This is a genomic window from Arenibacter sp. P308M17 (genome assembly GCF_003426735.1).
Taxonomy (GTDB): Bacteria; Bacteroidota; Bacteroidia; order Flavobacteriales; family Flavobacteriaceae; genus Arenibacter.
The window spans coordinates 544,365-570,502 of sequence record NZ_QVON01000002.1 but is presented as its reverse complement, the minus strand read 5'-3'; the positions used below and the strand labels follow the sequence as shown (position 1 = coordinate 570,502).

Here is a 26,138-nt window from a genome sequence, read left to right as displayed (position 1 = left end):
AGTAACCCAATGCCGGTTCTTTTGCAACTGATTAGTTTTTGGGGATTGGAGGAAAATCCAATAGGTTGATTCCATTACAGCATATGTCAATAGAAAATGATACATTTATGTAATCTTGGATTTGAAATTCTATTATGTGGAATACTATAACCTGCAAAAGTGAACGGATGAAGAGCAATGTATTGGTCTTTACCGTTTTTTTGATCCTGCTAAGTTGCACTTCCCAGTCTTCCACAAGTCTTTTTAATGGAAAGGATTTGGAGGGGTGGCATATAGATGTTCCGGAAATGGACAATAACCCCAAGGCCATAAACCCTTTTATAGTTAGGGAGGGAATGTTGGTAAGTTTGGGAGAACCACAGGGCCATCTTATTACGGATGCTGTTTATCAGGATTTTAGATTGGAAGTGGAATATCGTTTTGCAGGGGAACCTGGAAATTGTGGGGTGCTGGTATTTGCTTCCACTCCCAGATCCCTATATGAAATGTTTCCCAAATCTATCGAGGTTCAAATGATGCATGAAAATGCAGGGGACTTTTGGTGCATTGTTCAGGATATCACGACCGATAATATGTTGGAAAGGCGCGGACCTAAGGAAGAATGGGGGGTCACCGAAGGCAAATTGCGAAGAATAAAGAACCTGACCGATGGCTCCGAAAAACCTTTGGGCGAATGGAACTATATGACCATTGAGTGCCTTAAAAATTCAATAAAGGTGTGGGTAAATGGGGATTTGGTAAATTATGGCTATAATGCTACAGTGGGCAGTGGAAATATTGCATTACAGGCAGAGGGTGCGGAAGTGGAATTTCGAAAAGTACTGTTAACGCCCATTACGCAGCTCAGTGAAACGGCCCCCTGAGGTACAAGGTTTTGTCCGTTTATTGAAATGCCCATGGTACGGTTCAATAAGCCTGTATTCAAAAGGATGGTTCTTTTATCGGGATTACTTTTCCCGGGGCCAGTCCGTTCAAATTCATATTTCCAATGCGGAATCGGATCAATCTTAAGGTAGGAAAACCAACGGCGGCCGTCATTTTACGTACTTGGCGAAACTTGCCTTCGGTTATGGTGATACTTATCCATGTAGTTGGCCTATGCCTTCCTATCCTCAATTTTTTATCCGCTTCGGGTAGGGTAGGGAGGGTGTACAATCTGTGGGCCAGAGTAGGTTTGGTTACATATTTTTTACCATGGAATCCAATTTCCACCCCATTTCGTAGCAACTCTATGGCCTCATTGGTTATTTCCCCATCCAACTGCACATAGTATTCCTTTTCAATCCCCGAGCGGTTTACTAGATCACTGAGTTTCCCATCGGTAGTAAGCAGGAGCAATCCCTCCGATTTTTCATCCAGGCGCCCAATGGGCATGGTTCCTTTAGGAAAATCATACAGTTCGCTCAAGAAGCGTTTGTTGCGCGACTCCTTGGCATCATTGGAGTGCAATTGACTCAACATGCCGAAAGGCTTGAATATTTTAAAGTGAAGATGTGCAGTTTCCAACATGGTCGGAAGATACTTTTTTTAGAATGGAAGAAACCCTTCAACTGTAATTTTTTATGTTTGCCCCGAAAAGGCCGTTTAATTTCCAAGAAATATGTAGCTTGGAACAGTAAAACATATGGTTCCCAATATTAGGTAGAATTATGGCGACCAGACCACCCCAAGAATCAATTTTTCAATAGCAGTAGTAGTGGATATAGCCGGAAATAGTGGAAGAAACTGAAAAACAATTAAAAAGATTTGGTATTAGGCCAACTGCCATGCGCATTTTGGTGCATCGGTTTATGGTTTCCCAGAATTCGGCCGTAAGCCTGAGTATTGTGGAAGAAAATTTTGAAAAATCGGATAGGACCACCCTGTATAGGACCTTAAAGACTTTTGAAGAGAAGTGCATTGTCCATCAAATTGATGATGGCACAGGAATTCCAAAATACGCGCTCTGCGATCATGATGAAGGTTTGGTAAAGCATTCGGACCTGCATTTACACTTTCATTGCACCAAATGCAATAGGACGATCTGTTTAACGGAATATAGAATACCACAAATTAATCTTCCGGACAAATTTATACCTGAAGATGTGAATATGCTGGTAAAGGGAATTTGTGAGCACTGTAACCCATAAAGTCTTATAATTTTATCATAAAGTTAGGCTTACCAAAATCGTCTTTAAAACGTAATAATTACATTTACCATAATTGTAATTTACCAACTATAGCCTATTTTGAACAACTCCATTAGAACATACAACAAAATCCACTCTGAAGTGGGGATAAAAATAGCCCCTTTTGATGTTGCCAAAAGGTATACCAAGCCCCACAAGCACAATAAGTACCTGGAAATAATCTATTTTGTAAAAGGCAGCGGGTTTCACCATATGGACATGGTTAGCCATAGCATAGAACCTCCTTTGTTGTTTTTTGTTAAAAAGGATGAGGTACACCATTGGGAGATCACTACAAAGCCCAAGGGCTATGTCATCATTATCAAGGAATCGTTTTTGGAAAGAACACTGGACAAATACATCAATTCACAGTTGATAAAATTGAACAATTGTCAGAAAATAAAGGTAAATGATGGGGATAAATCCTTGAAGGCCCTGTTCAAGGCCTTGTGCTGGGAGATGGATCAGGTTAATTTGAACCAAGAGGCCGTAGAGGGGGGATTAAAGGCCATATTGTCAAAAATGGTCAAGTATGCCACTTTACAAGGTGGGGAAAATACGGATAGGACCATGCAATTTGTAAACTTATTATCCGAAAATTTAAAAAATAATGTTGCTTTTTACGCAGAGGCCTTAAATACTACTTCCCAAAACCTCAATGCCCTATGTCATAAAGTGTTCAACAAAACGGCATCGGATGTAATTGCCGAACATATTATTATGGAGGTAAAAAGACAATTGGCATATACGAACAAACCTATAAGCGAAATTGCCTATGACCTGGAATTTAAGGACACCTCGCATTTTACCAAATATTTTAAGCGCTACACACAACTTACCCCACTTCAGTATAGAAAAAAACTAGTGTTAAGTTAACCGTGAAATGACTTCTCGACTCCGCTCGAAGTGACGATCGATTGTCTGGTCGAGCGGAGTCGAGACCTAAATTAAATGACAAAACATCCTTAACATAACACTAGTTTAAGTTTTAGGCAAGGTTTAAATCCGCAATAGGTTTAGGATTCTAGTACCATTCCTTTTTCAAATACACCATTTTAGGTTGAGGGGCTCCTCTATTTTTGTCAAAGTCTTTAATTGAAATTGACGTTTATGAATAATAGGAACCTTTTTATGATTGTTGCCCTATTGTTGGGTTTCCAAGCTTCAACGGCACAAATTTCAGGTAAAATAATAGATGCCACCGATAATTCGGCATTGGAATATGCTACGGCTGCCCTGTACGATCAGACCAATGGCTCCCTGATTACGGGAGTGGTTACTTCCCAGGACGGCTCCTTTGTTATAGAAGGGGTGAAACCCGGAACCTACTACTTGGAGGCTTCCTTTATGGGGTACAATACCAAAACAATTTCCGATATTGAATTGGATAAAAGACAGATCGTAAAAGACCTTGCCATAATTGGCCTATCCCTTGGTAACCAATTGGATGAAGTGGTCGTTCAGGGTGAAAGGGCCACTGTACTCCATAAAATAGACCGTCAGGTATATGATACCAAAAAGTTTCAAAGCAGTCAGGGCGGCAACGCCATAGACGTAGTAAGAAATTTGCCATCGGTCACCGTTGATGCACAAGGCGGAATCAGTGTAAGGGGCAGTTCCGGATTTGCCGTCCTAATCAACGGGAAGCCAACCCAAGGCGATGTCAGTGCCATTTTGGCCCAATTGCCCGCAAATGCATTGGAAACAGTGGAGTTGATAACTGCACCTTCGGCCAAATATGATCCTGAGGGCAAAGGTGGAATTTTAAATATAATAACAAAAAAGGGCGCGACCAATGGGGTTTATACCCAAGTAAACCTGAGAGGGGGATTACCTTCAATAGAACCTTATGATACCAAGGAAGCTGCCCAAAGATATGGAGTGGATGCCACTATAAATAAAAGAACGGACAAATGGAACCTGTCCTTTGGCACAAGTTACCAGCGTAATGATAGGACCGGTAGGAGGGAAGGAGAGGTATTTGTAATTAATCAAGTGGAGGACAAACAAACATTTTTACCTTCCGATGGGGAGCGTAGTTTTGATGATATTAGCTATAATGGTAGGTTGGGGATAGATTATACGCCCAATGCCTCCGACACCTATTCTATAGGTTTCTATGCAGGAAAGCATACGGTAGATCGTTTGGCCGATATCGATTATTATGACAATCATGCCATTTCGCCCATAGGCAGTGGCAACAGGGAATATACCTTTCAGTATTATAACCATAATTTAAGAACCAGAAAAGGCGATTTTGCCCTGGGAAGTTTTGATTATTCCCATAAATTTAACAATGCTTCCAAGTTGTCCACCTCCCTATTGTACGAATACACTTTTTTGGGCGGCCCGACCTATAATGATAATTTGGGCCTTACCGATCGCAGTATTGTTTATCAGCAGGAATACAATACCAACGACAACCCCTTAAATGGATATAGGGTGAATTTGGATTATCAATTCAAGCCCTTTGCTTTTGGTACCTTGGAAACCGGTTACCAATATAGGGATATAGACCATACCGGAGAGTTCGTTTATGAGCGGGATGGTGTTTTGGTACCCGAATTTTCAAGCAATATAAGCCTGCAGCGTACCATCCATTCCGGATATACGCAACTAACGGATACAAGTAATAAATGGGATTATGCGGCCGGTCTGCGCCTGGAATCCATGGATCGTACCTATTCGGAGAACCTAAGGACCGCCGATCCCGAACAAACCTATACCTATGATTTTGTGAAACTATTTCCATCCGCTTCCTTACAGTATACGGTTAACGACGCTACCAAATTAAAGGCGGCCTATAGCAAAAGGGTAGAACGGACCACCACCTTAAAAATGAACAGTTTTGCGGAAAGGGAACACTCCGAGGTTTTTGAACAAGGGGACAATCAATTGAGACCGGAATTCATAGATCTGGTGGAATTGGGGGTCGTAAAAAATTTTAAAGGTGGTAATTCGGTCAGCGCCACTGCGTATTACAGACATGTGGACAATGTAATAAACCGGGTAAATACCTTGGCCTATGAAGCCAATGGGGCCGTATTGGACAGTATTATTAATCGGGTCTATTCCAATGTGGGCAAGAGCAATGCCATTGGTCTGGAAATAGGGGCGCAATTAAAAACATGCCAAAATTGGAGCAATTATATTGGGGCCAATATTTATTCCTATGATATTCAAGGAGCCTTTGTATTCAGGCATAGGGATGGCATTACCAGGAATTACGCCGTGAATAGCAATGCCACCATCTATTCTTTCAACCTAAATTCTACCTATTCTTTCTGGGAAAATGCTTCCCTGCAATTTACTTTCAACTATTTGTCCGATACAAATACCGCCCAAGGGGAAGACTCCAGGTTCTATTCCCCCAATCTTAGTTTTAGAAAGTCCTTTTTCGATGACAAACTAACGGCAACCCTTCAATGGCAGCATATGGATATGGGATTATTGGACACCAATGAACAACGGATCACAACCTTTAAGGACAATGAATTTTACACTACCACGAATTATAGGTACGAGGTAGATATGATATCCATTAATTTGTCCTACACTTTTAATGCCATAAAAAATAAGGCAAAGTTTATAGAAAGTGAGTTTGGTAAAAAAGAATTCTAAATGTGCATCCTAACCTAAAGTGTTCCAAGCTGTTCGGGCTGCTGGCTTTGTAAATTAGGATAGTCCGGTAATTGTAGATTATATTCCTGGAAAAATCTTCCGTAACTTTTATATATTAGCAGTTATGGATCCAATTGAGATAAGGACGGTCAATGTTGTTCAATATATAAAGCCATTACGGGAAGGCGGTTCCCTTCCGGCAATTGTAAAGGCGGATGATGGATTTTTGTATGTTTTAAAATTCAGGGGGGCCGGACAAGGCAAAAAAGCGTTGATAGCCGAACTTTTGGGAGGAGAGTTGGCGAGGGCCATCGGCCTAAAGGTTCCTGAGCTGGTGTTTATGAATCTTGATGATTCCTTTAGTAAGACGGAACCGGACGAGGAAGTCCAAGACTTATTAAAATTTAGCGTAGGTCTTAATCTTGGCTTACATTTTTTGTCCAGTGCCATTACTTTTGATCCCTTGGTCTCCAAGGTAGATGCCATTACTGCCTCGAAAATTGTATTGTTGGACAGTATTATGAGCAATATTGATCGGACTGCAAAAAACACCAATCTGTTAAATTGGAACAAGGAGCTTTGGGTAATAGATAATGGGGCCAGTTTTTATTTTCACCATAACTGGGAAACTTGGAAAGACCACCTTAAGCGAACCTTTCCCCTAATAAAAGACCATGTACTTTTAGAATTTGCTACCAGGCTGAAGGAGGCGGCCTTGGTAATTAAAGGGGCGCTAGGTACCGATAAAATTTCGGAAATTATTGGACTAATCCCTGAAGAATGGCTGTTGGACGAGGCGGATGATCTAAGTCCCGTTGAAATTAGAGCGGCCTATAAGGAATATTTGGATGCCAAACTTGCTATGATCGATACCTTGGTTAAAGAATCTGAAAATGCAAGATAGGGACAAATACGAATACGCAATTATTAGACTTGTTCCCAAAGTGGAGCGTGCGGAATTCTTTAATATCGGGGTAATACTGTATTCGAGGCGGAAAAAGTTTCTAGAAGTAAAATATTTGGTGGATCCCAAAAAATTGGGATGTTTTTCCAAGGAAGTGGATATTAATGCCATAGACAAATATTTAAAGGCCTGGACCTTGGTGTGCAAAGGAGCGCCTTATGGAGGGGCCATCGGTAAATTGGATCTACCGGATAGATTTAGATGGTTAACAGCCTCCAGAAGTACAATGATTCAGAGTTCGGAAACCCATTCGGGCCTATGCCATGATCCCAAGACCGAACTGGAAAATCTATTTGAGGCATACGTTTTATAGGCATATACTAAATTTCCCGGGATGCGAGGTAGTATTGTGTAGGCATTAAAAGGAAAGGGAATTAATTTCAAAAAAAGTCCTTGGGAAGTAAGTATTACGGGGTATTGGATAGGGTACCCATGCAATGAAAATTGCAGAAAAAGGGCTTAAAAAACATAGTTTTTTAAATATAAATGAAGTAAATGGCTGTTATTTAAATTATTAGCGCCATCTTTGCCGGATAATATTATAATAAATTTAATTACATTACGATGAGTAGTAAAGGAACAGTAAAATTTTTCAACGAAACAAAAGGTTTTGGTTTTATCACTGAAGAAGGTGTTGAAAAGGATCATTTTGTACACATTTCAGGTTTGATCGATGAAATTCGCGAAGGCGATGAAGTATCTTTTGACCTAAAAGAAGGTAACAAAGGATTAAACGCAGTAAACGTACAAGTTATATAATATATACTTCCATGTTTAATGATAAAGCCCATCAGCAATGATGGGCTTTTTTATGCGCTATACCCATCGTGATATGGGAAATTAGACGTAGTTTCGCAGCTTGTAAAAATACTCTTATGAAGCGCATAAACGAATACAGGAAATTATTTGGGATTGAAAGGGAAATAGATCTAAAGGTACTTAAGAAAAGTTACCGCGATTTGGTAAAGGAATGGCACCCCGATAAATTTCAGGAAGGCGATAGTAAGCGGGAAGAGGCCGAGGTAAACAGCAGAAGGATTATTGACGGCTATCATTTTTTGGTGAGCATTGCCCCTGAAACCATAGCGGCAAACTTGGAGGCCTATACGGAAACCATTACCAATTCCGGAATAGCCGACTACCATCATAAAGGCCTGCTTTTGGAAATAACCTTTATGGACGGATCTACCTATGAGTATTTTGGCGTTACCAAGCAAGTGTATATAAAGATGGTCAATTCCAATACGGTAAACCGTTTTGCGAAGCGCATGATCTATCCCAAATACACCTATAGGCAATCCAAAAAACAGCTTCAGGAAGTTTAGGGGTTAAAAGTTCAAGGTTTGAAAGTTCAAGGTTCAAAGTATTGAGTACATAGTATAGAGTATTGAGATTTATTGATCTTCAGTAGGCAGGTTCACAATTAACGGTTTGAACGTAACAAAAGCTCCTTCCCTTGGCAAGGGAAGGTGGATTCTCCGACCCAAGGAGGAGAAGACGGAAGGGATGGAAGTTGCAAGATTCAATGTTCAAAGTTTAAAAGTTGAAAGTTTAAAAGTTGAAAAAATCTAAATCTAACATCTCAATTCTAGTGTCTAGAATCTAGTATTTCAATTCCAATATCTCGCATCTAACATCTAAACCCCCGTCACTCCTCCCCCTAACCCTCCCGCCCAAAAGGGGCACAGGCACTTCCAAGGAGGGGGAATAATTCCTAGGTATAAATTATTTAATTTACCTCCCAAGGATGGGGGTAAAGGTGGGGACCAAAATTCAATAAGTAAATTATAACGACGCGAGTTAAAGCTCCTTCCCTTGGTTAAGGGAAGGTGGATTCTCCGACCCAAGGAGGAGAAGACGGAAGGGATGGAGGCTGCAAAGTTCAAGGTTCAAAGTTGGAATGTTGAAAGTTATAAAGTTGAAAGCTCTAACATCTCAATTCTAGTGTCTAGAATCTAGCATCCAACATAATTCATTAAAACGAATATTTATTCGATTTAATATGCTATATTTGCACCGTGAGGGTAAAGGATGAAACAAAACAATGGGCGATTGTAGAAAACACTTTGGATATTGTTTTCGAAAGGGGTTTTGCCGGGATAAAAATGGCGGACCTCGCCAATCGGGTGGGTCTTTCCGTTTCTACGCTCTATGTATATTACAGGAATAAGGAAGATTTAATAGTTTCCATTGCCATAGGGCTCATAGAAAGGGAAACCCAGAGAAGCGAACAGGAAATCACGGAAGATCTGCCCTATAAGCTCAAACTAAAGAAACTATGGCTTTTTTGGATCAACTTCAGTATCAACAACAAAAGGGAAATGAGTTTTTTAGAGCAGTTGAAAAAATCGCCCTATTATGAAAAAGTACCGCTTACCGTAAAGGAGACCAAAAGCAAAATGGCCATGGACCTTATAGAATTGGGGAAAAGGGAAGGCTTGCTCAAGAATGTGGACAATAATATACTTATGGGTATCATAGGAGCCTTAATGGGGGAAACCGTAAAATTGATTATGGAAGGAAAAATGGAGTTGAACCAGGAAAATATCGACTTTATGTTCCTAATGGTTTGGGATGCCATTAAAAGTTAGTTTTTTTTGAATTAAAACAGAATATTTATTCGATAATAAATGCATTAAATGCCGCCATCGCAGTAAAAACTATTTATCCATTGAAAAAAATAATAAAGCAAATGAGCATAGTAATTGGAAGCGGACTTTTATTGGTGATCCTAATAATCGTTCTATTTGTGTATCTAAGCCCCGAATTTGGAGGTACTCCCTCTGTGGAGCAGAAAATGGTCTATATTAAATCGCCCAACTATAAAGATGGGAAGTTCATCAATAGGGAACAGGTAAAACTGGATATGGGGCTGCGCGATTTTGGAAAAAGTCTGGCAGGTTACTTCGGCGCCCCGCCCAATACCAAACCCGCTAGGGATATTCCCGTGGAGAAATTGGATTCCATGGATATTGCCAATTACACGGGAAGTACCCGTCTTATCTGGTTCGGCCATTCCGCCTTTATATTGCAAACGAACAATAAAACAATTTTGATCGACCCCATGTTCGGTAAGGTACCCGCACCACATCCCATGTTGGGCTCCAATCGTTTTAGCAAAAATCTTCCGATAGACGTGGAAAAACTTCCCAGAATAGATGCCGTATTAATTTCACATGACCATTATGATCATTTGGATTACAGCTCCATTCAGAAGTTAAAGGGCAAGGTGAATATGTTCTTTACCCCCTTGGGCGTTGGGGTACACTTGCAAAAATGGGGCGTGGCAAAGGAACGTATTGTTGAACTGGATTGGTGGCAGGAAGTGGTCCATGAAGGCTTGGTATTCAGATGTACTCCCGCACAACATTTTTCAGGAAGGGGATTGACGGATAGGGCCGGCACCTTGTGGAGTTCTTGGATAATACAATCGGAAACCGATAATATTTTCTTTAGTGGGGACAGTGGTTACGGACCACATTTTAAGGAAATAGGGGACAAGTACGGACCTTTCGATATGGCGATGATAGAATGCGGGCAGTACAATGAGATGTGGCCCGATATACATATGTTTCCCGAACAGACGGCCCAGGCCGGATTGGACGTAAGGGCCAAACAGATAATACCCATCCACTGGGGCGCTTTTAAGTTGGCAATGCATCCTTGGACAGAACCTATAGAGCGTGTTACCAACAAGGCAAGAGAGCACAATTTGGAGGTATTGACCCCAAGAATAGGGGAGCCTATCCCCATTAATGGTATAGAAGTTTCAACCTCCCAATGGTGGCAATAATTTGGACATACCTTATGGGATCATTTTTAAATCGTTATAAGCGAAAGATAGGACCGCATGCCCTATTCCGTGGAAATTATTTAGGCCCCGGCTTAATGGGTCTATATATTCTATTATATATTATTGTTGTCCGATAAATTTTTTACAAATCATCATAAGTCCATTAATAAAAATAATTTAAAGTCATTGACGTCTTTTGTATCCTGCTTTTTGATTCGATATATCCTAATAAAAAGGGAGGCTTTAAATCAGCTGGTTGTAATAGGATCTTTAGTCTTAAGTCTTGCAACGAAGAGGTCTTTTGTCTTTAACCGGACAATAATGATAATATATATTACTTTTGCAACATCTTTTATAATAACAAGATGAAGAAATATAAGATTGCAGTAGTACAATTGAACCTCAACGATGTTGCCGAAAACAACCTTAAAAAATGCATGTTCTGGGTTGGAAGGGCCGCTGATGAAGGGGCAGAGGTTATTTGTCTCCCTGAGCTATATAGTAGCCACTATTTTTGTCAAAGTGAGGATACTGACAATTTTGCCTTGGCAGAGCCATTGTACGGCACCTCTTTTAAGGCGTTTAGTGCTTTGGCCAAGGAGCTGGGGGTAGTAATTATTGTACCTTTTTTTGAAAAGCGGATGGCAGGTATTTATCACAATAGTGCCTATATTATTGATACGGATGGTACCGAAGCCGGCCTATATCGAAAAATGCACATTCCGGACGATCCGCACTTCTATGAAAAGTTCTATTTTACACCAGGGGATCTGGGCTTTAAGAACAATCCTACTAAAAAAGGGAATATAGGGACCCTTATATGTTGGGACCAATGGTACCCTGAAGCGGCCAGACTTACGGCACTTAAAGGGGCCGAAGTTTTATTTTACCCAACGGCCATTGGCTGGCATCCACAGGAGAAGGAGCAATACGGGGAAAAACAATACAATGCCTGGATGAACGTAATGAAAGGTCACGCCGTAGCCAACGGAATATTTGTGGCGGCTGCCAATAGAATCGGTTTGGAGCAATATCTCCCCAATACGGCAGGTATCGAGTTTTGGGGAAGATCCTTTATCGCGGGGCCCCAAGGTGAGATCCTGGCCCAGGCTTCCCACGATAAGGAAGAGATCCTAATAGCCGAAGTGGATCTGGACCTACAGGAAAATGTACGTCAGAATTGGCCGTTTTTCAGGGATCGGCGTATAGATGCCTTTGCCGACATCACCAAAAGGGCCTTGGACTAAATGGGAAGGTTTCCTGCAGAATGGGAAAAACAACAGGGCATTCTACTCTGTTTTCCCCATAACGGTAACGATTGGCCAGGTAAGTATGGCGCCATACAATGGGCTTTTGTGGAGTTCATTAAAAAGGTGGCTTCCCATGAAGAGGTTTTTTTGCTAGTGGACAGTTCCCAACATAGGGAAAAGGTTGCGGAAATGTTGGAAACGGCCACCGTGAACCTTAAAAAAATCACTTTTATCATTCAGAAGACCAACCGTAGTTGGATGCGGGATTCAGGACCCATTATTGTTAAAAATGGCAAGGACAGTGAAGCCCTAAACTTTAATTTTAATGGTTGGGCCAAATATTCCAATCATAAACTGGACAGAAAGGTTCCTAAGGCCGTAGCGGAGGTCCTGAAATTGCCTTTGACACAGGTGGTATACCAGGGCAAGCCCGTGGTTCTGGAAGGCGGGGCACTTGAAGTGAACGGCAAGGGAACCATGATTACATCGGAGGAGTGTCTCTTGCACCCAACGGTACAGGTGAGGAATGCCGGCTTTACCAAGAAGGATTACGAAGCTATTTTTAAGGAATATCTGGGGATCACCAATACCATCTGGGTGGGGGATGGCATAATAGGGGACGACACCCACGGCCATATAGACGATTTGTGCAGGTTTGTGGATGCAGAAACCATTGTGACCGTAGTGGAGAAAGACCCCGAACATAAAAATTATAGGGCTCTCCAGGATAATTTGGAGATACTTGGGAATGCCAGCTTGGAAGATGGTAGATCCCCAAAAATCATCACCCTGCCCATGCCCAAGGATATTGTATTTGAGGGTTTGACCCTACCTGCCAGTTATGCCAATTTTCTGATTCTTAACCACTGTGTTTTAGTGCCCACCTTTAATGATCCGTTAGATAGAATGGCGTTGAACATCCTGGCCAGTTGCTTTCCTGATAGGGAAGTAATAGGTATTGGTGCCATTGATCTTATATGGGGCTTTGGCACCCTGCATTGTTTAAGCCAACAGATACCGCTTTAAATAGGAACTACATTAGATGGTTGTCCATTTTTATCGACCTGATAGCTCTTTTTGCAACGTATAATAGTCTTAAATTGGGTTAGTTTATTTCCCCTGTAAGAAACGAACAATTAATTTGGTAAAATAATAGGACTGACTACCTTAGGGGCCACATAAAATATAGTGTGTCATGAAACGATTCAAAGCCCTCGATGTATTCCGCGGATTAACCATTTGCTTAATGATTATTGTTAATTCTGCGGGGGATTGGGATCTTACCTTCGCGCCTCTATTGCACGCCAAATGGCATGGGTTTACGCCGACCGACCTGGTTTTTCCCTCTTTTCTTTTTGCGGTAGGAAATGCTTTTGCATTTGTTAAGACCAGATGGGCCGATAAACCGCTTTCGGAGGTTTTTCAGAAAATTATCAAAAGGACTTTGATCATCTTTTTATTGGGCTATATCATGTACTGGTTCCCTTTTGTTTCATGGACGGACTCCGGGGAACTGGCCGGGATTCCTTTTAGCCAAACCCGGATAATGGGAGTGTTACAGCGAATCGCTATTTGTTATTTTATAGGGGCAACCATGATCTATTTTCTTAGCAACCGTCAGCTAATTATCGCTTCTGCCATCATCCTCCTTGGCTATTGGGGACTGCTTGGCACCTTTGGCGATTATACCTTGGAGGGCAACCTAGTGAGAACCCTTGATAGGTTGCTTCTAGGCGATGGCCACCTTTATGGTGGGGATGGACTTCCGTTCGATCCCGAGGGCTTATTGAGTACCTTGCCGGCCATCTGTAATGTATTGGCAGGGTATCTGGTAGGGCAGTTTGTTATTCAAGGAGGCATTACTTATGAAAAGTTGGCCAAAATGTTAATGATAGCGGTAGGGCTGTTGGCCGTTGCGTATTTTTGGAATTTTAGTTTCCCTTTCAACAAGAAGTTATGGACAAGTTCGTTCGTAATCCTTACCATTGGCCTGGACATCATTGTATTGTCCTTGCTTATTTATGCCATCGAATTTGTTAAAAAGCCCATAAACTTTAACTTCTTCGAGATCTTTGGAAAGAACCCCCTCTTCATATATCTCTTGTCTGAATATTTGGCCATTAGCTTACTGTTTGTAAGGGTAGATGGAAATCAAAGCCTGTACAATTACATCTATGTGAATGGCTTCAGCTGGTTGGGACCCTATTATGGATCGTTTGCCTTTGCCTTTGTTTTTATGTTTATTTGTTGGCTTGTAGGACTTTGGCTGGATAAAAGAAAGATTTATATAAAAGTTTGATCGCACCCATAGGCATTTAGCTGAATGTACATATTTGATCAATAGAATTGCCCGAAGCCCCGGGGGCAGCATTATAGGTAATTAGATAGACGGCAATGGATTATTTAGCCTTGTATGGCAGTGGTCTTGCTTTCAATACCTCGTACGCTCTGTGTTGGCTTAGTTCGGATCAATCTCAAAAGTTGTGTGTGAATTGGAGTAAGATAGAATCTTATATCCCAAATTCGTGCTCTGTTCATTTTTTGCATCGCCCAAATGCAGAGCATTCATGAATACCAATAAAAACAATAGACAAACTGATGAATAAAAAACGACCAGGGCCGAACAACCAAGGTACAGTGTACCTTGGCTTGGAGGAGCCGGCAGTAGCCAAGGCCAACTTAGCAACACTTACAATTAAAAGAGCCGAACAGCCGCCGCAGCGTCCAGACCGCTTTCACTTGGGTGAGATGCTCTTTGGACGCCTGCCTGGCGGATAGACAGGGCTTCCATAGCCAATGTGGAAACCACTTGATTTAAGACGAAATCGAAGATTCACGAAAACCGATAAAAAACAATAAAAACCAATTGAGAAAAATGAAAGAATAATTTGATCATTGGTATTCGTAGATTCTTCTAGGTAAATAAAAATCAAGAAACACGGCTATTCAAATTATTTCCGATTTTTTAATATACACAACAATTAGTCATGATCCCTTAGTTCATTTATATTAAATTTTTATAATATCCGTAGGGGTTTCCACTAAAATGGTCTTTCCACCACGAACGGCAATAGGTTGCTTCATAATTTCGGGCGTATGCCTAATCATTTTTATCCAATCGTCGGTAGAAAACTCGTGAGGGTCAAAATGGGCTTTGTAGGCAGGATGTTCCTGATTTACGAGATCTTTGACTTCCATATTCAATTTACCCGCCAATTCCGTAATCTGGGTACCGGTCAAAGGAACTTTTAGGATGTCGATTTCAAGTATCGGCAATCCTTCAGCTTTGGCATATGCCAAGGTTTGCTTGGCCCTTGTGGACTTGGAACTGTAATATAGGGTTATCTGTCTTTCCGAGCTGGCTATTTCTCCCATAGTTTTACTTTAAGGTGGTATTAACCATTTTTTTTATGGGTCTCTAAATGATGTTTGATCAATTGCTTTAAACTCTCCAAATAATCCTTTAAATCTTCCTTGTTTACATGGGGAAGATTATTTGCCGGAAGGGTCAAAGGATTTTCGTCCAAAAAACGGTATAGCTCGGGATAATGGGTTTCAATTTCGGAAGTGAGCTGAGAAATATCACCTAATACTTTTCTTAAATCGTTCATTGCGAAAAATGTATTGATTGATACTATAAATATAAAGAAGTTTTTAGTTAAAAACCCTGATGATGGTCAGGTAAATATTAATTGATCAAGGGAAAAAATATTTGTGACAACCCTATTATATTTTTGAATCAGGTATCTTTATACTTGCAATGAACAATGAACAATGAACAATGAACAATGAACAATGAACAATGAACAATGGGCAATGGGCAATACACTATAAGCAATAGCTAAAAGAGCTTCAATTAGGCACCGGTCTGCAAAGTAGGCAGTAAGCGATAAGCAGTAAACAATGAAATCATTTTTATGCCAACTGTAAACGGCCACTACCCACTGTGGACACCTAAGTATTTAAAAATTAATCCCAATAAGTATAGGGAACAAGCCTGCCTGTTGGCAAAGGCAGGCCTGCCCGACTACGTTAAGGCGGGGTTTTAATATTAATTCTAAGTACATGACAAAAATCGTCTTAACAAGGTTTAGCGGAAAATCCGTTTTACCCCAAACCCTAAAGGGAGCCTGATTTTCCTTAATTTCTCCCCTGCCCGACTACTTCGTTCAGGCGGGCTTTAGGGTCGGGGTCAGAAATTGAGGAAAATCTTGCGAAATGGAATATTGTCATCTACTAAACCTTTAACTAAATAAAAAACAATGAAAGCAATAGGATTTAAACAATCGTTGCCCATAACGGAAAAGAATAGTTTTATAGCTTTTGAGACTGAAAAACCAACGCCAGCGGAATATGATCTGTTGGTTAAGGTCTGGGCAATATCCGTAAACCCAGTGGACTTTAAAATTAGGCAAAATGCAGCAAAGGGGAAGGTGTTGGACACCCCAAAAATTATTGGATGGGATGCGGTTGGAATTGTAGAGGCCATAGGGGAAAAGGCCACAAGGTTCAAGGTGGGGGACGAGGTGTATTATGCGGGGGACCTTACCCGAAGTGGGAGCAATGCGGAATATCAGCTCGTCGATGAACGTATTGTGGGGCACAGACCTAAAAATTTAAGTGTACCCGAAGCAGCGGCCATGCCATTGACAAGCTTAACCGCCTACGAAGCACTATTCGACCGTATAAGGATCCATCCTGAAAAGGACAGGGGCAAATCGGTTTTGATCATTGCAGGTGCCGGAGGGGTCGGTTCCATAGCCATACAATTGGCCAAAAAATTTGGCAACCTTACGGTCATCGCTACAGCATCTAGGGAAGATTCCATAAGCTGGTGCAAGGATCTGGGAGCGGACTATGTGCTGAACCACCATAATCTAAAAGAGGAACTGGAGAACATTGGCCATCCCCAGGTAAATTATATATTGGATTTTGTGGACCTGGAAGGGTATTGGGAATTGGCGGTCGATATCATAAAACCCCAAGGCCATATTGTTTCCATTACCGGTAGCAGTACCCCGTTACATTTAAATTTGTTAAAGAACAAGAGTGTTACTTTTTCATTGGAATTTATGTTTACCCGTTCCATGTACCATACCGAGGACATAGGGCGACAGCACGAAATTTTGAACCATATGGCCCAATTATTGGACGAGGGGGTTCTAAAGACCACCTTGACTACTACGCTTTATGGGTTTACGGTAGAAAACCTAAAGGCCGCACATGAAATGCAGGAATCGGGGAAAACCATTGGGAAAACGGTTATTCTGTTTTAACGGACCAGGGCGGTTATTTTAATTAAAGGTTATTTTTGTACTTAATCCATCAAAAGAGTTTTATTATGACTATTGAAGAAACATTGGAGCGTTTGGGAATTGTGTTGCCAGCAGTGGCACCCAGGGGGGTAGGGAATTATGTTTCATGGGCCATTTCCAACAATACCCTTTATACTTCCGGTCAGTTGCCCTGGAAAGACGGAACGTTTGGCGATTTGGCATTTACCGGTAGGGTAGGGAGCGATCTGAGCATAAAGGAAGGGTATGACTGTGCCCGTATCTGTGCCATTAATGCCATAGCCCAACTAAAGGATGCCGTAAACGATCTGGAAAGGGTAAAAAAAATTATCCGCTTGGACTGCCATATACAGGCCGCCGAGGGGTTTAAGGACCATTCGGATGTTTTGGACGGGGCTTCGGATGTAATGAACCAGGTGTTTGGGGACAAGGGGATCCATACCCGGTCTGCCATCGGCATATATCAATCGCCATTGAACGTCCCGGTAATAGTCTATTTAATTGCCGAAATAGAGTGATCCGGCAAAATTTAAATTGAAATTATTCTTTCTTATTCAATAGGTTGTTTTTTTGTTTAGGAGTGAAAAAAACACTCAAACTTTTTCCCAATACCTAAAAGACTGTCCAAAATTTTGTTTATAGTCGCTTGCCTTTAATCCAAATTTTGGCTTTGAGGGCGTGATGGGATACTGTGTATTTTTATAGATTCTTTCCTGAAATGTAATTTTTATGCCTTAAAACGTTGATAATTATTATTCTCTGAATAACATTTAACAGGAAAAATTGGACAAATTAACGAAAGGTCTTTGTAATACCAATAACAAAATGTAAGTTGGTAGCGTAAAACCCTTGCATGAAAAAAATCTACTTTTTAGCTCTTTTGGGCTTTTTCCATTTTGCAGTATCGGCACAATCGGAATTCATCACTACCTGGAAAACCAATAATCCAGGAATTTCAGAAGATAACCAGATTACCATTCCTACCTATTCTGGGGAAACCTATGACTATACAGTGGATTGGGGGGATGGAACTTCGGATATGAATGTTACTGGAAATATTACCCATACATACGCTCAACCGGGAACCTATAAGGTAAAAATATCAGGAATTTTTCCCAGGATTTACTTTTTTGGATCTAGTTGGCAAGACGATACCCCCATGGATAATAAAAAATTAATAACCATTGACCAATGGGGATCAATAGAATGGAGTTCAATGGAATTTGGTTTTTTGAACTGTACCGAGATGGATGTAACAGCCCTAGATGTTCCACTTCTCAGCCACTCCACTAATATGAATTCTATGTTCAATGGGTGTTATTCCTTGAAGGGAAGTTCCTCATTTGCCTCATGGGAGGTATCTTCCATTGAGCAAATGAATGACTTGTTTGCTGATTGCTTTATCTTCAATCAGGATATTAGTTCTTGGAATGTGGGCAACGTTAATGGTATGTCATACATGTTCTCAGATGCTCAGCTATTTAATAGTAATATTGGAAGTTGGAATGTTGCCGATGTAAAAGACATGAGCGGTATGTTTCAAAATGCTTTGGCATTCAATCAGGATATTGGGGGTTGGAATGTATCACAAGTGACGCAGATGATAAATATGTTCTATGGGACATTATTGTTCAATCAGGATATCGGCTCTTGGAATGTGGGTATGGTAAATACGATGAATGCTATGTTTGCAAATGCATCGGCATTCAATCAGGATATTGGCAATTGGGATGTATCTTTAGTGACAGATATGTCCAGTATGTTTTATGGTTCTGGAAGCTTCAACCAGAACCTTGGCAATTGGCATATCGAGGTGGTGAACAATCTTTCGGGAATGTTTAACGGAACAGCTCTATCTACAAAAAATTATGACGATACCCTAATTGGCTGGTCCAAGCAATCTTTAAATAATGGACTGAATTTTGATGCGGAAAACAGCCAATATTGTAAAGCAACAGAGGCCAGACAATCAATTATTGACAGCCATGGCTGGACCATTTCCGATGCTGGGGCCAATACCGAATGCCATTTTGTAACCACATGGAAGACGGACAACCCTGGTGCTACCAGTGATGATAGAATACGGATCCCTACAGTTCCAGGAGAAATCTACGATTACTCTGTAGATTGGGGGGATGGCAATACTGATACAGGGATTACGGGAAATATAACCCACCAATATGCCACACCCGGAACCTATACGGTATCCGTATACGGGAAATTTCCCAGAATTTACTTTAATGATTTTTATGGGACGACCCAAGATTCGGACAAAATTGTTTCAATAGACCAGTGGGGTTCAGGGGAATGGACTTCCATGGACAATGCTTTCCTACACTGTTCTAATCTGGATGTATTGGCTACCGATATTCCAAATTTGGAAAAGGTTGGTTCTGCAAATGGAATGTTCCGATTTTGTGAAGCCTTGGTTGGTAATGACTCCTTCTCCGCTTGGAAGGTCGGCACTATTTTGAGTTTCGGCAGTATGTTCGATGGGGCAAGCCTGTTCAATCAGGATATAAGCGGTTGGGACGTATCCAATGCAACCAATTTATCCCACATGTTTTCCAATGCAATTAGTTTTAACAGTGATATCTCTAATTGGAATATTGGTAAGGTGCAATTCATAGACGGTATGTTTCTCGGAGCCAAATCCTTCAATCAGCCATTAGGGAAATGGAAAGTTGATCATCTAACATCCATGCATACCCTGTTTGGTGGGGCTAGTTCCTTTAACCAGGATATATCTTCATGGAACGTCGGTAATGTGCAAAATATGGGCGCTATGTTTTCAGGTGCAGCTTCCTTTAACCAGGGTATTGGAAATTGGGATGTTTCAAGCGTGACTTCAATGAATGTAATGTTTGCAGGGGCAGAGGCGTTTAATCAAGATATTTCGAGTTGGGATGTAAGTGCTGTTACAGATATGACTGGAATGTTTGAAAGGGCAACCAGTTTTAATCAACCATTAAATAGTTGGAATGTTTCCAACGTAACGCAAATGGCCATAATGTTCGTCGAGGCCACTTCGTTCAACAAGCCCTTGTACCAATGGGATGTATCAAATGTTACCGATATGAATGGTATGTTTGGAAAAGCTACCTCTTTTAATCAAGATATTTCCGATTGGAATATAGGCAATGTGACTTCTATCGGTGGAATGTTCAATGGGGCAGCCTCTTTTGACCAGAACTTAGGAAAATGGGATGTGAGTATGGTTACAACAATGGATTACCTTTTCTCTGGAGGAGGACTATCCTTGGAAAACTATGACAAAACCCTTATAGGATGGAGCAATTTACAGGCGTTACAAAGCAATGTTTTGTTATTTATGAATAACAGCCAGTTTTGCGATGGAGAATTAGCAAGGCAAAGTCTTATTGATAATTATGGTTGGATCATTACGGATGGCGGTAAGGTTCCGCTCTGTAACGAAGACAATGACTTGGATGGGGTTTTGGACCAGTATGATTTTTGTTTAAATACCCGGCCAGGAATAGCGGTCAATACTAATGGTTGTGATATGGTACCTACAGGCGGCATTAAGGTGTATGCCTTAACGCCAAGTTGTACGGGCGGTAATGATGGGAGTATTGAAATATCAATGGACGATACGGAATATTTGCTGGATATCTCCATATCGGGCGAAGGAATTTCCAATCAATACAAAAACGTTCCATCCTATGAAACTTTTATAATGGATCAGTTGCCTGTTGGCGCTTATACTGTTACCATTGCTATTCCCGAAATACTTTTTCAACAGACATACGGGGTTGCCATTAATGGGCTTAATCCAATAAGTGGAAAAAGGGATGCGCTGGACCAGAAAGGAAGAACGGTTACCTATAATGTTTCGGGCAGTGAAAAATATGAAGTATTGGTAAACGGGCAGATTTCGAGTTTCATTTTTGACGATCCCGGCGAACAATCCATATTTATAGAAGGTCTATCCGGTAAAACAGATGTTTCCATTTATGGTGAGAGCGATTGTCAAGGCCACATTGTTGACAGTTTCTATATTGGAGACGCCATACAGGTCTTTCCCACGATCTCCTCGGACAACATTCATCTTTTAAGTGATGATAAACCGTTTAATATGATGATTTTCAGCTTGGAAGGCAAGTTGATTAAAGTAATTGATTACCAACAGAAGGCAAATATTTTAGATATCTCTGCTTGGGAATCAGGGGTGTATATACTTAAAATGAGAACTGATAATACAGAGGAATCAATAAAAATCATTAAAAAATAAAAATGACAAAATCAATTATAACCAGCGTGATTATAGTTTTATCTTCCCTGTTATTTTCCTGTAGTGGTGGCAGTGATAGTGCTAAAGAGCCAATAATAGATGAAGTAAACCCACCTGCAAAAGCCATTGGAATTTTACCTGTAAATGGCGAGCCCTGTTCCGACTATGAAGCCGTTTCGGGGAACGACGCCCAAGTTAATATTTCCTTTAGCTGGCAGGAAGCGGAATATGCCCAGAATTATGAATTGGTGGTGTACGAAGGTGGAAACGAGGTATCCAGGAATGTTGTCAATGCCTTGAACGCCAAAGTTTCATTGAATAGGGGGAAGGCATTTACTTGGAATGTGATCGCGAAAAACAGTGACGGACAAACCAATAGTGATACCATGTCTTTTGTTACTCCAGGAACTCCGATAGGCAATTTTGTGCCCTATGCCGCCGACATAAACTTGGTATTTGATACGAATACCGATCTAAATGTGTCGTGGGTAGGAAAAGATGAGGATGGTGATGTTTTAACCTATGATGTAGTGGTGAAGGAGGAAGGAGAGACCCTTGCGGAATTTAATGATTTAAGCGTTGAAACGCTGGACCCCATAGCGACTTCTCCAAATATGCTTTATACCGTTCAAGTCGTTAGCAAGGACGCTTTCGGGAATTCTTCCATATCCGAATTTAGTGCGATGTCAACCGAATAGAGGGAGATTTTTGTTCTTGTATCTCGGTTCTTGTGTCCAGTCCTTTATTAAGAATATTAAAGATATGGATTCGGCAATGGTTGTCACTTCGACAGAGTCCCTTTTCGGGACGACGAGAAGTCGCATATACTGTTTGGGAGCTAGATGTGCGATTTAGCTCATGCTATATTATTTTAGGGGTATTCGTGAACCTTCGGTTTAGCTTCGCTGAATCTTCGGTTTCTCATATACATTCGAAATGACGCCATGGAAACCTTTAATTTATAACTGACACCTTTAACTATCACTCTATAAATCAGCGGTCTTGTCTCTTATCCCTCCTACGCTCTGCGTCAGGGTAGTTTATATGATAAAAATGCCATAGGTTGAAATTCCATAGGTATTCATCAAGAATAGTGATATTGTTTCGCCCACATCCTTTTATTTTTATCGATTATATAATCGATACAGCATGAAAAAATTATCCTTAGGTTTTTGTTTACTAATGGGGTTCGTAACTATGGCACAAACGGTCGCCGATAAGCCGTTTCTTCAGGATAGTGCCGAGAAATTTACCTTGCAGGAGGAAGCAGGGAACGTAGCTTTGCTTCAAGTGGGCAGCGATAGGAACAAGGCCATTAAAGTACTTACCAACCAAGGCCTGATGCTGCCACATGAAAAAAACCTTAGGCAGGATGTGCAGTATCGACCCATGCTGGATATGGACATTATAACATTGACCGAGTACCAGGACCAATTTGTTTATTTAACGGACAAGGCGGTATTAAGCAATGCCTGGGCGGGCCAATTGTACTTTGAACACAAGTTGGAGGCACCAAAAGCGGTGGGCTTCGGCCCCGGCTTTTTGAGCTTGGTAGCAGGAGATAACGATGTTGTTATTTTTAAGGACAACCAGGAAGTGTGGAGGTCCTCCATCAATGGCCTAAATCCTTTATCCGTGCAATACGATCCCAATTCCGGGCAGTTTTTAATCCTAACGGCCGATGGCCTCTACCAAGTGGATGCCGGTGCAAAGTCGGCAAAAAAAGTGTTCAACGGCAACGATCTAACGGCATTCGCTTTATATAAAGACCATATTGTTTTGGGTACCAACAATGGCATACAGTATTTGGACCGCAAAACATTTGCCTTAAAACAATTGGACCAAAAACTGCCTTGGACAGCAATTACTTGCGTAAGGAATATCCGGGCCAGCCTATGGTTCGGGTCCACCAAAGGGGCTTTTAAGCTAAGAGAGGATGGCAAATACGATTATTACGCCTCAAAACGATGGTTGATAGACGATCAGGTGGTGGACCTGGCCGAGGGACCGGACGGTAGTGTGCTGATCCTGACCCAAAAAGGGATGGGCAAAATCAACTTCGTACCTATGACCCTGGCGCAAAAGGCGGAATATTTTCAGGAAATTCAGCGGTTGCGGCATATTCGCTACGGTTTTACCTCCGATCTGGCCATGAGAACCCCTGGCGATCTTTCCACGGGCTATTTTCACGATACGGATAATGATGGACTATGGACTTCCATGTACCTGGCAGGGGAGTTGTTCAGATATGCCGTAACCAAGTCGGACGATGCCAAGCAAAACGCCTACGAAGCCTTTGATGCCATGGAGCGGTTAACGGCACTTCCCAATTTAAAAGGCTTTCCGGCAAGGTCTTTTGAAAGGGATGGTTATGAGGTGGGGCTGCACGCCAACGGATTTTCCGAAGAGTGGAGATTGCAATGGGAAAAAGAAAACGGACGGATCTGGCAGTTGTCGGAGGATGAACTGTGGCGCTGGAAGTCCACCACCAGCAGCGATGAATCCTGTGGCCATTTTTTCGTGTATGCGCTTTTTGCCGAATTGGCACCCGACAAGGAATGGAGGGATAGGGCCATTCATCAAATAAAAATAGAGATGGACCATATTATGGATAACGATTGGTACCTGATGGACTGGAACGGAAAGCCTACCGCATGGGGAAAATGGAATCCGGAATATGTGAATAGTTTCCCTATCAACGTGGGGGATCGCAGATTAAATTCCACCCTTATTCTATCTTTCCTGCAAACGGCCTATCATTTTACCAAGGACAAAAAATATAAGAAGGGGGCCGAAAAGCTGATTAAAAAATATGGCTATGATGAAAATGCCAACCGCCCGGCCTCGGTCATCGGGTTTGTGGAAGGGGAGGACCTGAGCAATAAATGGAACCATTCCGATGATGAAATGTATTTCCTAACCATTCCCGGATTTGTTAATTATTCCTTTTCGGAGGAACAAAGGGAAGCCCATTTTAATGCGGCCAAAAGCCATTGGGAAGTGGAACGTTCGGAAAAAAATCCCTTGTGGAACTATCTCTTTGCACTTTCCGGCGGAAAAAATATAGATAGTGAGGAATCTGCCTGGTGGTTGCGGGAATTTCCTATGGATCTTATCGATTGGAAAATTGACAATGACCACAGAAAGGACCTGACCAAAATAGCCCCCAATTTCCGAAGCCAGACCTATACCGAAGTGTTGCCCGGCGATGAGCGGACACTGCATTTGCATAATGGGGCCTATAGGAACAATGGCGGTAGCGATGGCAAACGGGAATATGCCCCCTATATCTATCTCTTGCCCTATTGGGCAGGCCGGTATGTGGATGCCATTAGTGCACCGCAGGGGGAGTAAGGGAATTATACTGTAAGATGTTGTATATTAGAATTGAGTATTTAGTATTGGGAATTGAGAGGGAACTTTTAACCTGCCAACTGGCAACTGTTACTGCCGATAACAAGTCCTAATGTTGAATATAAATCGTAATATTACTATGTTCTTTATAAGTTAAAAAAATATCATGAACAAACTCATTCTTCTATCGGCATTATGTATTTTTTATAGTATTCAGTTATCCGCCCAGGTGACTTCTGGGGATGCAGTCCAATACCCACCCTGTACAGAGGAGGATATACCCCACTACAATGCCTACATGGTGAGTAGCCCACCACAAATTGATGGTCGGTTAGATGATTTGGTCTGGCAGACGGCCCCAACGTCACCCAGGTTCAGGGATTTGATTTCTGGGGATAAGACCATCCATGATACAAGGGCTGCGGTACTGTGGGACAATGAATATTTATATGTTGCCTATTGGATAGAAGAACCCAATGTTCAGGCTACCCTCACAGAACGCGATGCCTTGATTTATAAGGATAATGATGTAGAGCTTTTCATTGCAGGAAAGGATGGGTATTACGAATTTGAGATCAATTCTTTTGGAACCATCTATGAGGTTTTCTTTATTTGGGAAGATTCGGATTCCTATAAAAACGGAGTCTATGATGCCATCCCTGAATTTGGTAAGGACCAGCCAGGGAGGAAACCCTTTTCGGGAGTTGGCTATCAACCTCATCCGCGAGGAGGCCGGATAGGGTATTGGAATTGGGACTTCCCGGGATTGAGAAGTGCTGTATATGTAGATGGAACTATAAATGACGATAGAGATAGGGACCGGGGATGGACCGTAGAATTGGCCATTCCGTGGTCTGGCATGTCGGCATTGGCTTTGGGGGACAACAGGAGCTTACCGCCCAAGGATGAGGATATCTGGCGCATGGATTTCTCACGGTTCAATCAGTACAAAGAGGCTACTCCGTCCAAAGATAGTGGGGGATGGGCATGGAGTCCCCATGGTGTTTGGGATTCCCATGTTCCCGAATGCTTTACGTATATCCACTTTTCACAGAAGGATGTTTCCCTTATAAAAAAGGAAACAGAAAAAAAATAAAACTACTACATCTTATCGTGCTATTTCGCCAGTGTGCCAACTCTCTTGATTAATGCTTAAGCCACTGGCTAAACCATGTGCCCGAGCGTATCCATTTCGGGCGGGCTTATTGTAGGAGCCGACAATGGTCCCTGAGCTTGCCGAAGGATAGGAGGGGAGTGGCACCGAACTTTTTCGTGAGCTGCATGAATTCCTTGTTTTAAAATAACTGGCTAAGAATAAATCGAAGAAGGAGATTAGGCGAGGGCTAAACTTCATTTAAGGTTCTTGGATTCCTTACTTTGTTGAAGCTAATATAAATGTATATGGAATGATTTTTAGACAAGAATTTTAAATTATTTAAAAA

At 41.6% G+C, this 26,138-nt stretch carries 22 protein-coding genes; 19 read left to right on the top strand and 3 right to left on the bottom strand.

Annotated features, from left to right (window positions below; genetic code table 11):
* Positions 1-134 precede the first annotated feature (134 nt).
* On the top strand, positions 135-863 hold the full coding sequence (locus tag D0S24_RS06340) for a DUF1080 domain-containing protein (protein WP_251795729.1): 729 nt from the start codon (positions 135-137) through the stop codon (positions 861-863).
* Positions 864-921: 58 nt separating this feature from the next.
* On the opposite strand, the gene D0S24_RS06335 is transcribed toward D0S24_RS06340, so the two are convergent.
* Positions 922-1,509 (bottom strand): pseudouridine synthase, encoded by a 588-nt coding sequence (locus tag D0S24_RS06335; RefSeq protein WP_117019012.1) that lies wholly within the window; start codon positions 1,507-1,509, stop codon positions 922-924.
* A 206-nt stretch (positions 1,510-1,715) separates the two neighbouring features.
* On the opposite strand from D0S24_RS06335, the gene D0S24_RS06330 reads away from it, so the two are divergent.
* The 12 genes from D0S24_RS06330 to D0S24_RS06275 all read left to right on the top strand — a co-directional run bounded on the left by D0S24_RS06330 (position 1,716) and on the right by D0S24_RS06275 (position 14,095).
* On the top strand, positions 1,716-2,129 hold the full coding sequence (locus tag D0S24_RS06330) for a Fur family transcriptional regulator (RefSeq protein ID WP_117019011.1): 414 nt from the start codon (positions 1,716-1,718) through the stop codon (positions 2,127-2,129).
* Positions 2,130-2,228: 99 nt separating this feature from the next.
* The gene (locus D0S24_RS06325) at positions 2,229-3,044 is read left to right on the top strand and encodes a helix-turn-helix domain-containing protein (protein ID WP_117019010.1); all 816 of its coding nucleotides are present in this window, start codon (positions 2,229-2,231) and stop codon (positions 3,042-3,044) included.
* A gap of 234 nt (positions 3,045-3,278) precedes the next feature.
* Positions 3,279-5,789 (top strand): outer membrane beta-barrel protein, encoded by a 2,511-nt coding sequence (locus D0S24_RS06320; protein WP_117019009.1) that lies wholly within the window; start codon positions 3,279-3,281, stop codon positions 5,787-5,789.
* A 124-nt stretch (positions 5,790-5,913) separates the two neighbouring features.
* On the top strand, positions 5,914-6,693 hold the full coding sequence (locus D0S24_RS06315; RefSeq protein WP_117019008.1) for a HipA family kinase: 780 nt from the start codon (positions 5,914-5,916) through the stop codon (positions 6,691-6,693).
* Entirely contained in the window at positions 6,683-7,066 is a 384-nt protein-coding gene (locus tag D0S24_RS06310) for a DUF3037 domain-containing protein (RefSeq protein ID WP_117019007.1), read from the top strand. Before D0S24_RS06315 ends, D0S24_RS06310 begins: the two co-directional genes overlap by 11 nt.
* 251 nt (positions 7,067-7,317) lie before the next feature.
* The gene (locus D0S24_RS06305; RefSeq protein WP_117019006.1) at positions 7,318-7,512 is read left to right on the top strand and encodes a cold-shock protein; all 195 of its coding nucleotides are present in this window, start codon (positions 7,318-7,320) and stop codon (positions 7,510-7,512) included.
* 116 nt (positions 7,513-7,628) lie between these two features.
* Positions 7,629-8,078: a KTSC domain-containing protein gene (locus D0S24_RS06300; protein ID WP_117019005.1), complete on the top strand. Its 450-nt coding sequence runs from the start codon at positions 7,629-7,631 to the stop codon at positions 8,076-8,078.
* Positions 8,079-8,771: 693 nt separating this feature from the next.
* Entirely contained in the window at positions 8,772-9,344 is a 573-nt protein-coding gene (locus D0S24_RS06295) for a TetR/AcrR family transcriptional regulator (protein ID WP_117019004.1), read from the top strand.
* Positions 9,345-9,445: 101 nt separating this feature from the next.
* A complete protein-coding gene (locus D0S24_RS06290) occupies positions 9,446-10,546 on the top strand; it encodes an MBL fold metallo-hydrolase (protein ID WP_117019003.1) in 1,101 nt (366 codons plus the stop codon).
* 365 nt (positions 10,547-10,911) lie between these two features.
* Positions 10,912-11,793, top strand: a complete 882-nt coding sequence (locus D0S24_RS06285; protein ID WP_117019002.1) for a carbon-nitrogen hydrolase — start codon at positions 10,912-10,914, stop codon at positions 11,791-11,793.
* Positions 11,794-12,822 carry an agmatine/peptidylarginine deiminase gene (locus D0S24_RS06280; protein ID WP_117019001.1) on the top strand — a complete coding sequence of 343 codons (1,029 nt, stop codon included), beginning with the start codon at positions 11,794-11,796 and terminating at the stop codon, positions 12,820-12,822. It begins immediately after the preceding gene.
* A gap of 169 nt (positions 12,823-12,991) precedes the next feature.
* Positions 12,992-14,095: an acyltransferase family protein gene (locus tag D0S24_RS06275; protein ID WP_117019000.1), complete on the top strand. Its 1,104-nt coding sequence runs from the start codon at positions 12,992-12,994 to the stop codon at positions 14,093-14,095.
* A 710-nt stretch (positions 14,096-14,805) separates the two neighbouring features.
* Here the strand turns inward: D0S24_RS06275 and D0S24_RS06270 are convergent.
* Both D0S24_RS06270 and D0S24_RS06265 read right to left on the bottom strand, forming a co-directional pair.
* Positions 14,806-15,171: an arsenate reductase family protein gene (locus tag D0S24_RS06270; protein ID WP_117018999.1), complete on the bottom strand. Its 366-nt coding sequence runs from the start codon at positions 15,169-15,171 to the stop codon at positions 14,806-14,808.
* A 20-nt stretch (positions 15,172-15,191) separates the two neighbouring features.
* Positions 15,192-15,407, bottom strand: coding sequence for a hypothetical protein (locus D0S24_RS06265; protein ID WP_117018998.1), 216 nt, complete (start codon positions 15,405-15,407; stop codon positions 15,192-15,194).
* Positions 15,408-16,058: 651 nt separating this feature from the next.
* Between D0S24_RS06265 and D0S24_RS06255 the strand changes: the two genes are divergently transcribed.
* The 6 genes from D0S24_RS06255 to D0S24_RS06230 all read left to right on the top strand — a co-directional run bounded on the left by D0S24_RS06255 (position 16,059) and on the right by D0S24_RS06230 (position 25,792).
* Entirely contained in the window at positions 16,059-17,072 is a 1,014-nt protein-coding gene (locus D0S24_RS06255) for a zinc-binding alcohol dehydrogenase family protein (protein ID WP_117018996.1), read from the top strand.
* A gap of 65 nt (positions 17,073-17,137) precedes the next feature.
* On the top strand, positions 17,138-17,608 hold the full coding sequence (locus D0S24_RS06250) for a RidA family protein (RefSeq protein ID WP_117018995.1): 471 nt from the start codon (positions 17,138-17,140) through the stop codon (positions 17,606-17,608).
* Positions 17,609-17,943: 335 nt separating this feature from the next.
* A complete protein-coding gene (locus tag D0S24_RS06245; RefSeq protein WP_117018994.1) occupies positions 17,944-21,342 on the top strand; it encodes a BspA family leucine-rich repeat surface protein in 3,399 nt (1,132 codons plus the stop codon).
* 2 nt (positions 21,343-21,344) lie between these two features.
* Positions 21,345-22,040, top strand: coding sequence for a fibronectin type III domain-containing protein (locus D0S24_RS06240; RefSeq protein ID WP_117018993.1), 696 nt, complete (start codon positions 21,345-21,347; stop codon positions 22,038-22,040).
* Positions 22,041-22,491: 451 nt separating this feature from the next.
* On the top strand, positions 22,492-24,696 hold the full coding sequence (locus D0S24_RS06235; protein WP_117018992.1) for a hypothetical protein: 2,205 nt from the start codon (positions 22,492-22,494) through the stop codon (positions 24,694-24,696).
* A 166-nt stretch (positions 24,697-24,862) separates the two neighbouring features.
* Positions 24,863-25,792, top strand: coding sequence for a carbohydrate-binding family 9-like protein (locus tag D0S24_RS06230; protein WP_117018991.1), 930 nt, complete (start codon positions 24,863-24,865; stop codon positions 25,790-25,792).
* Positions 25,793-26,138 lie beyond the last annotated feature (346 nt).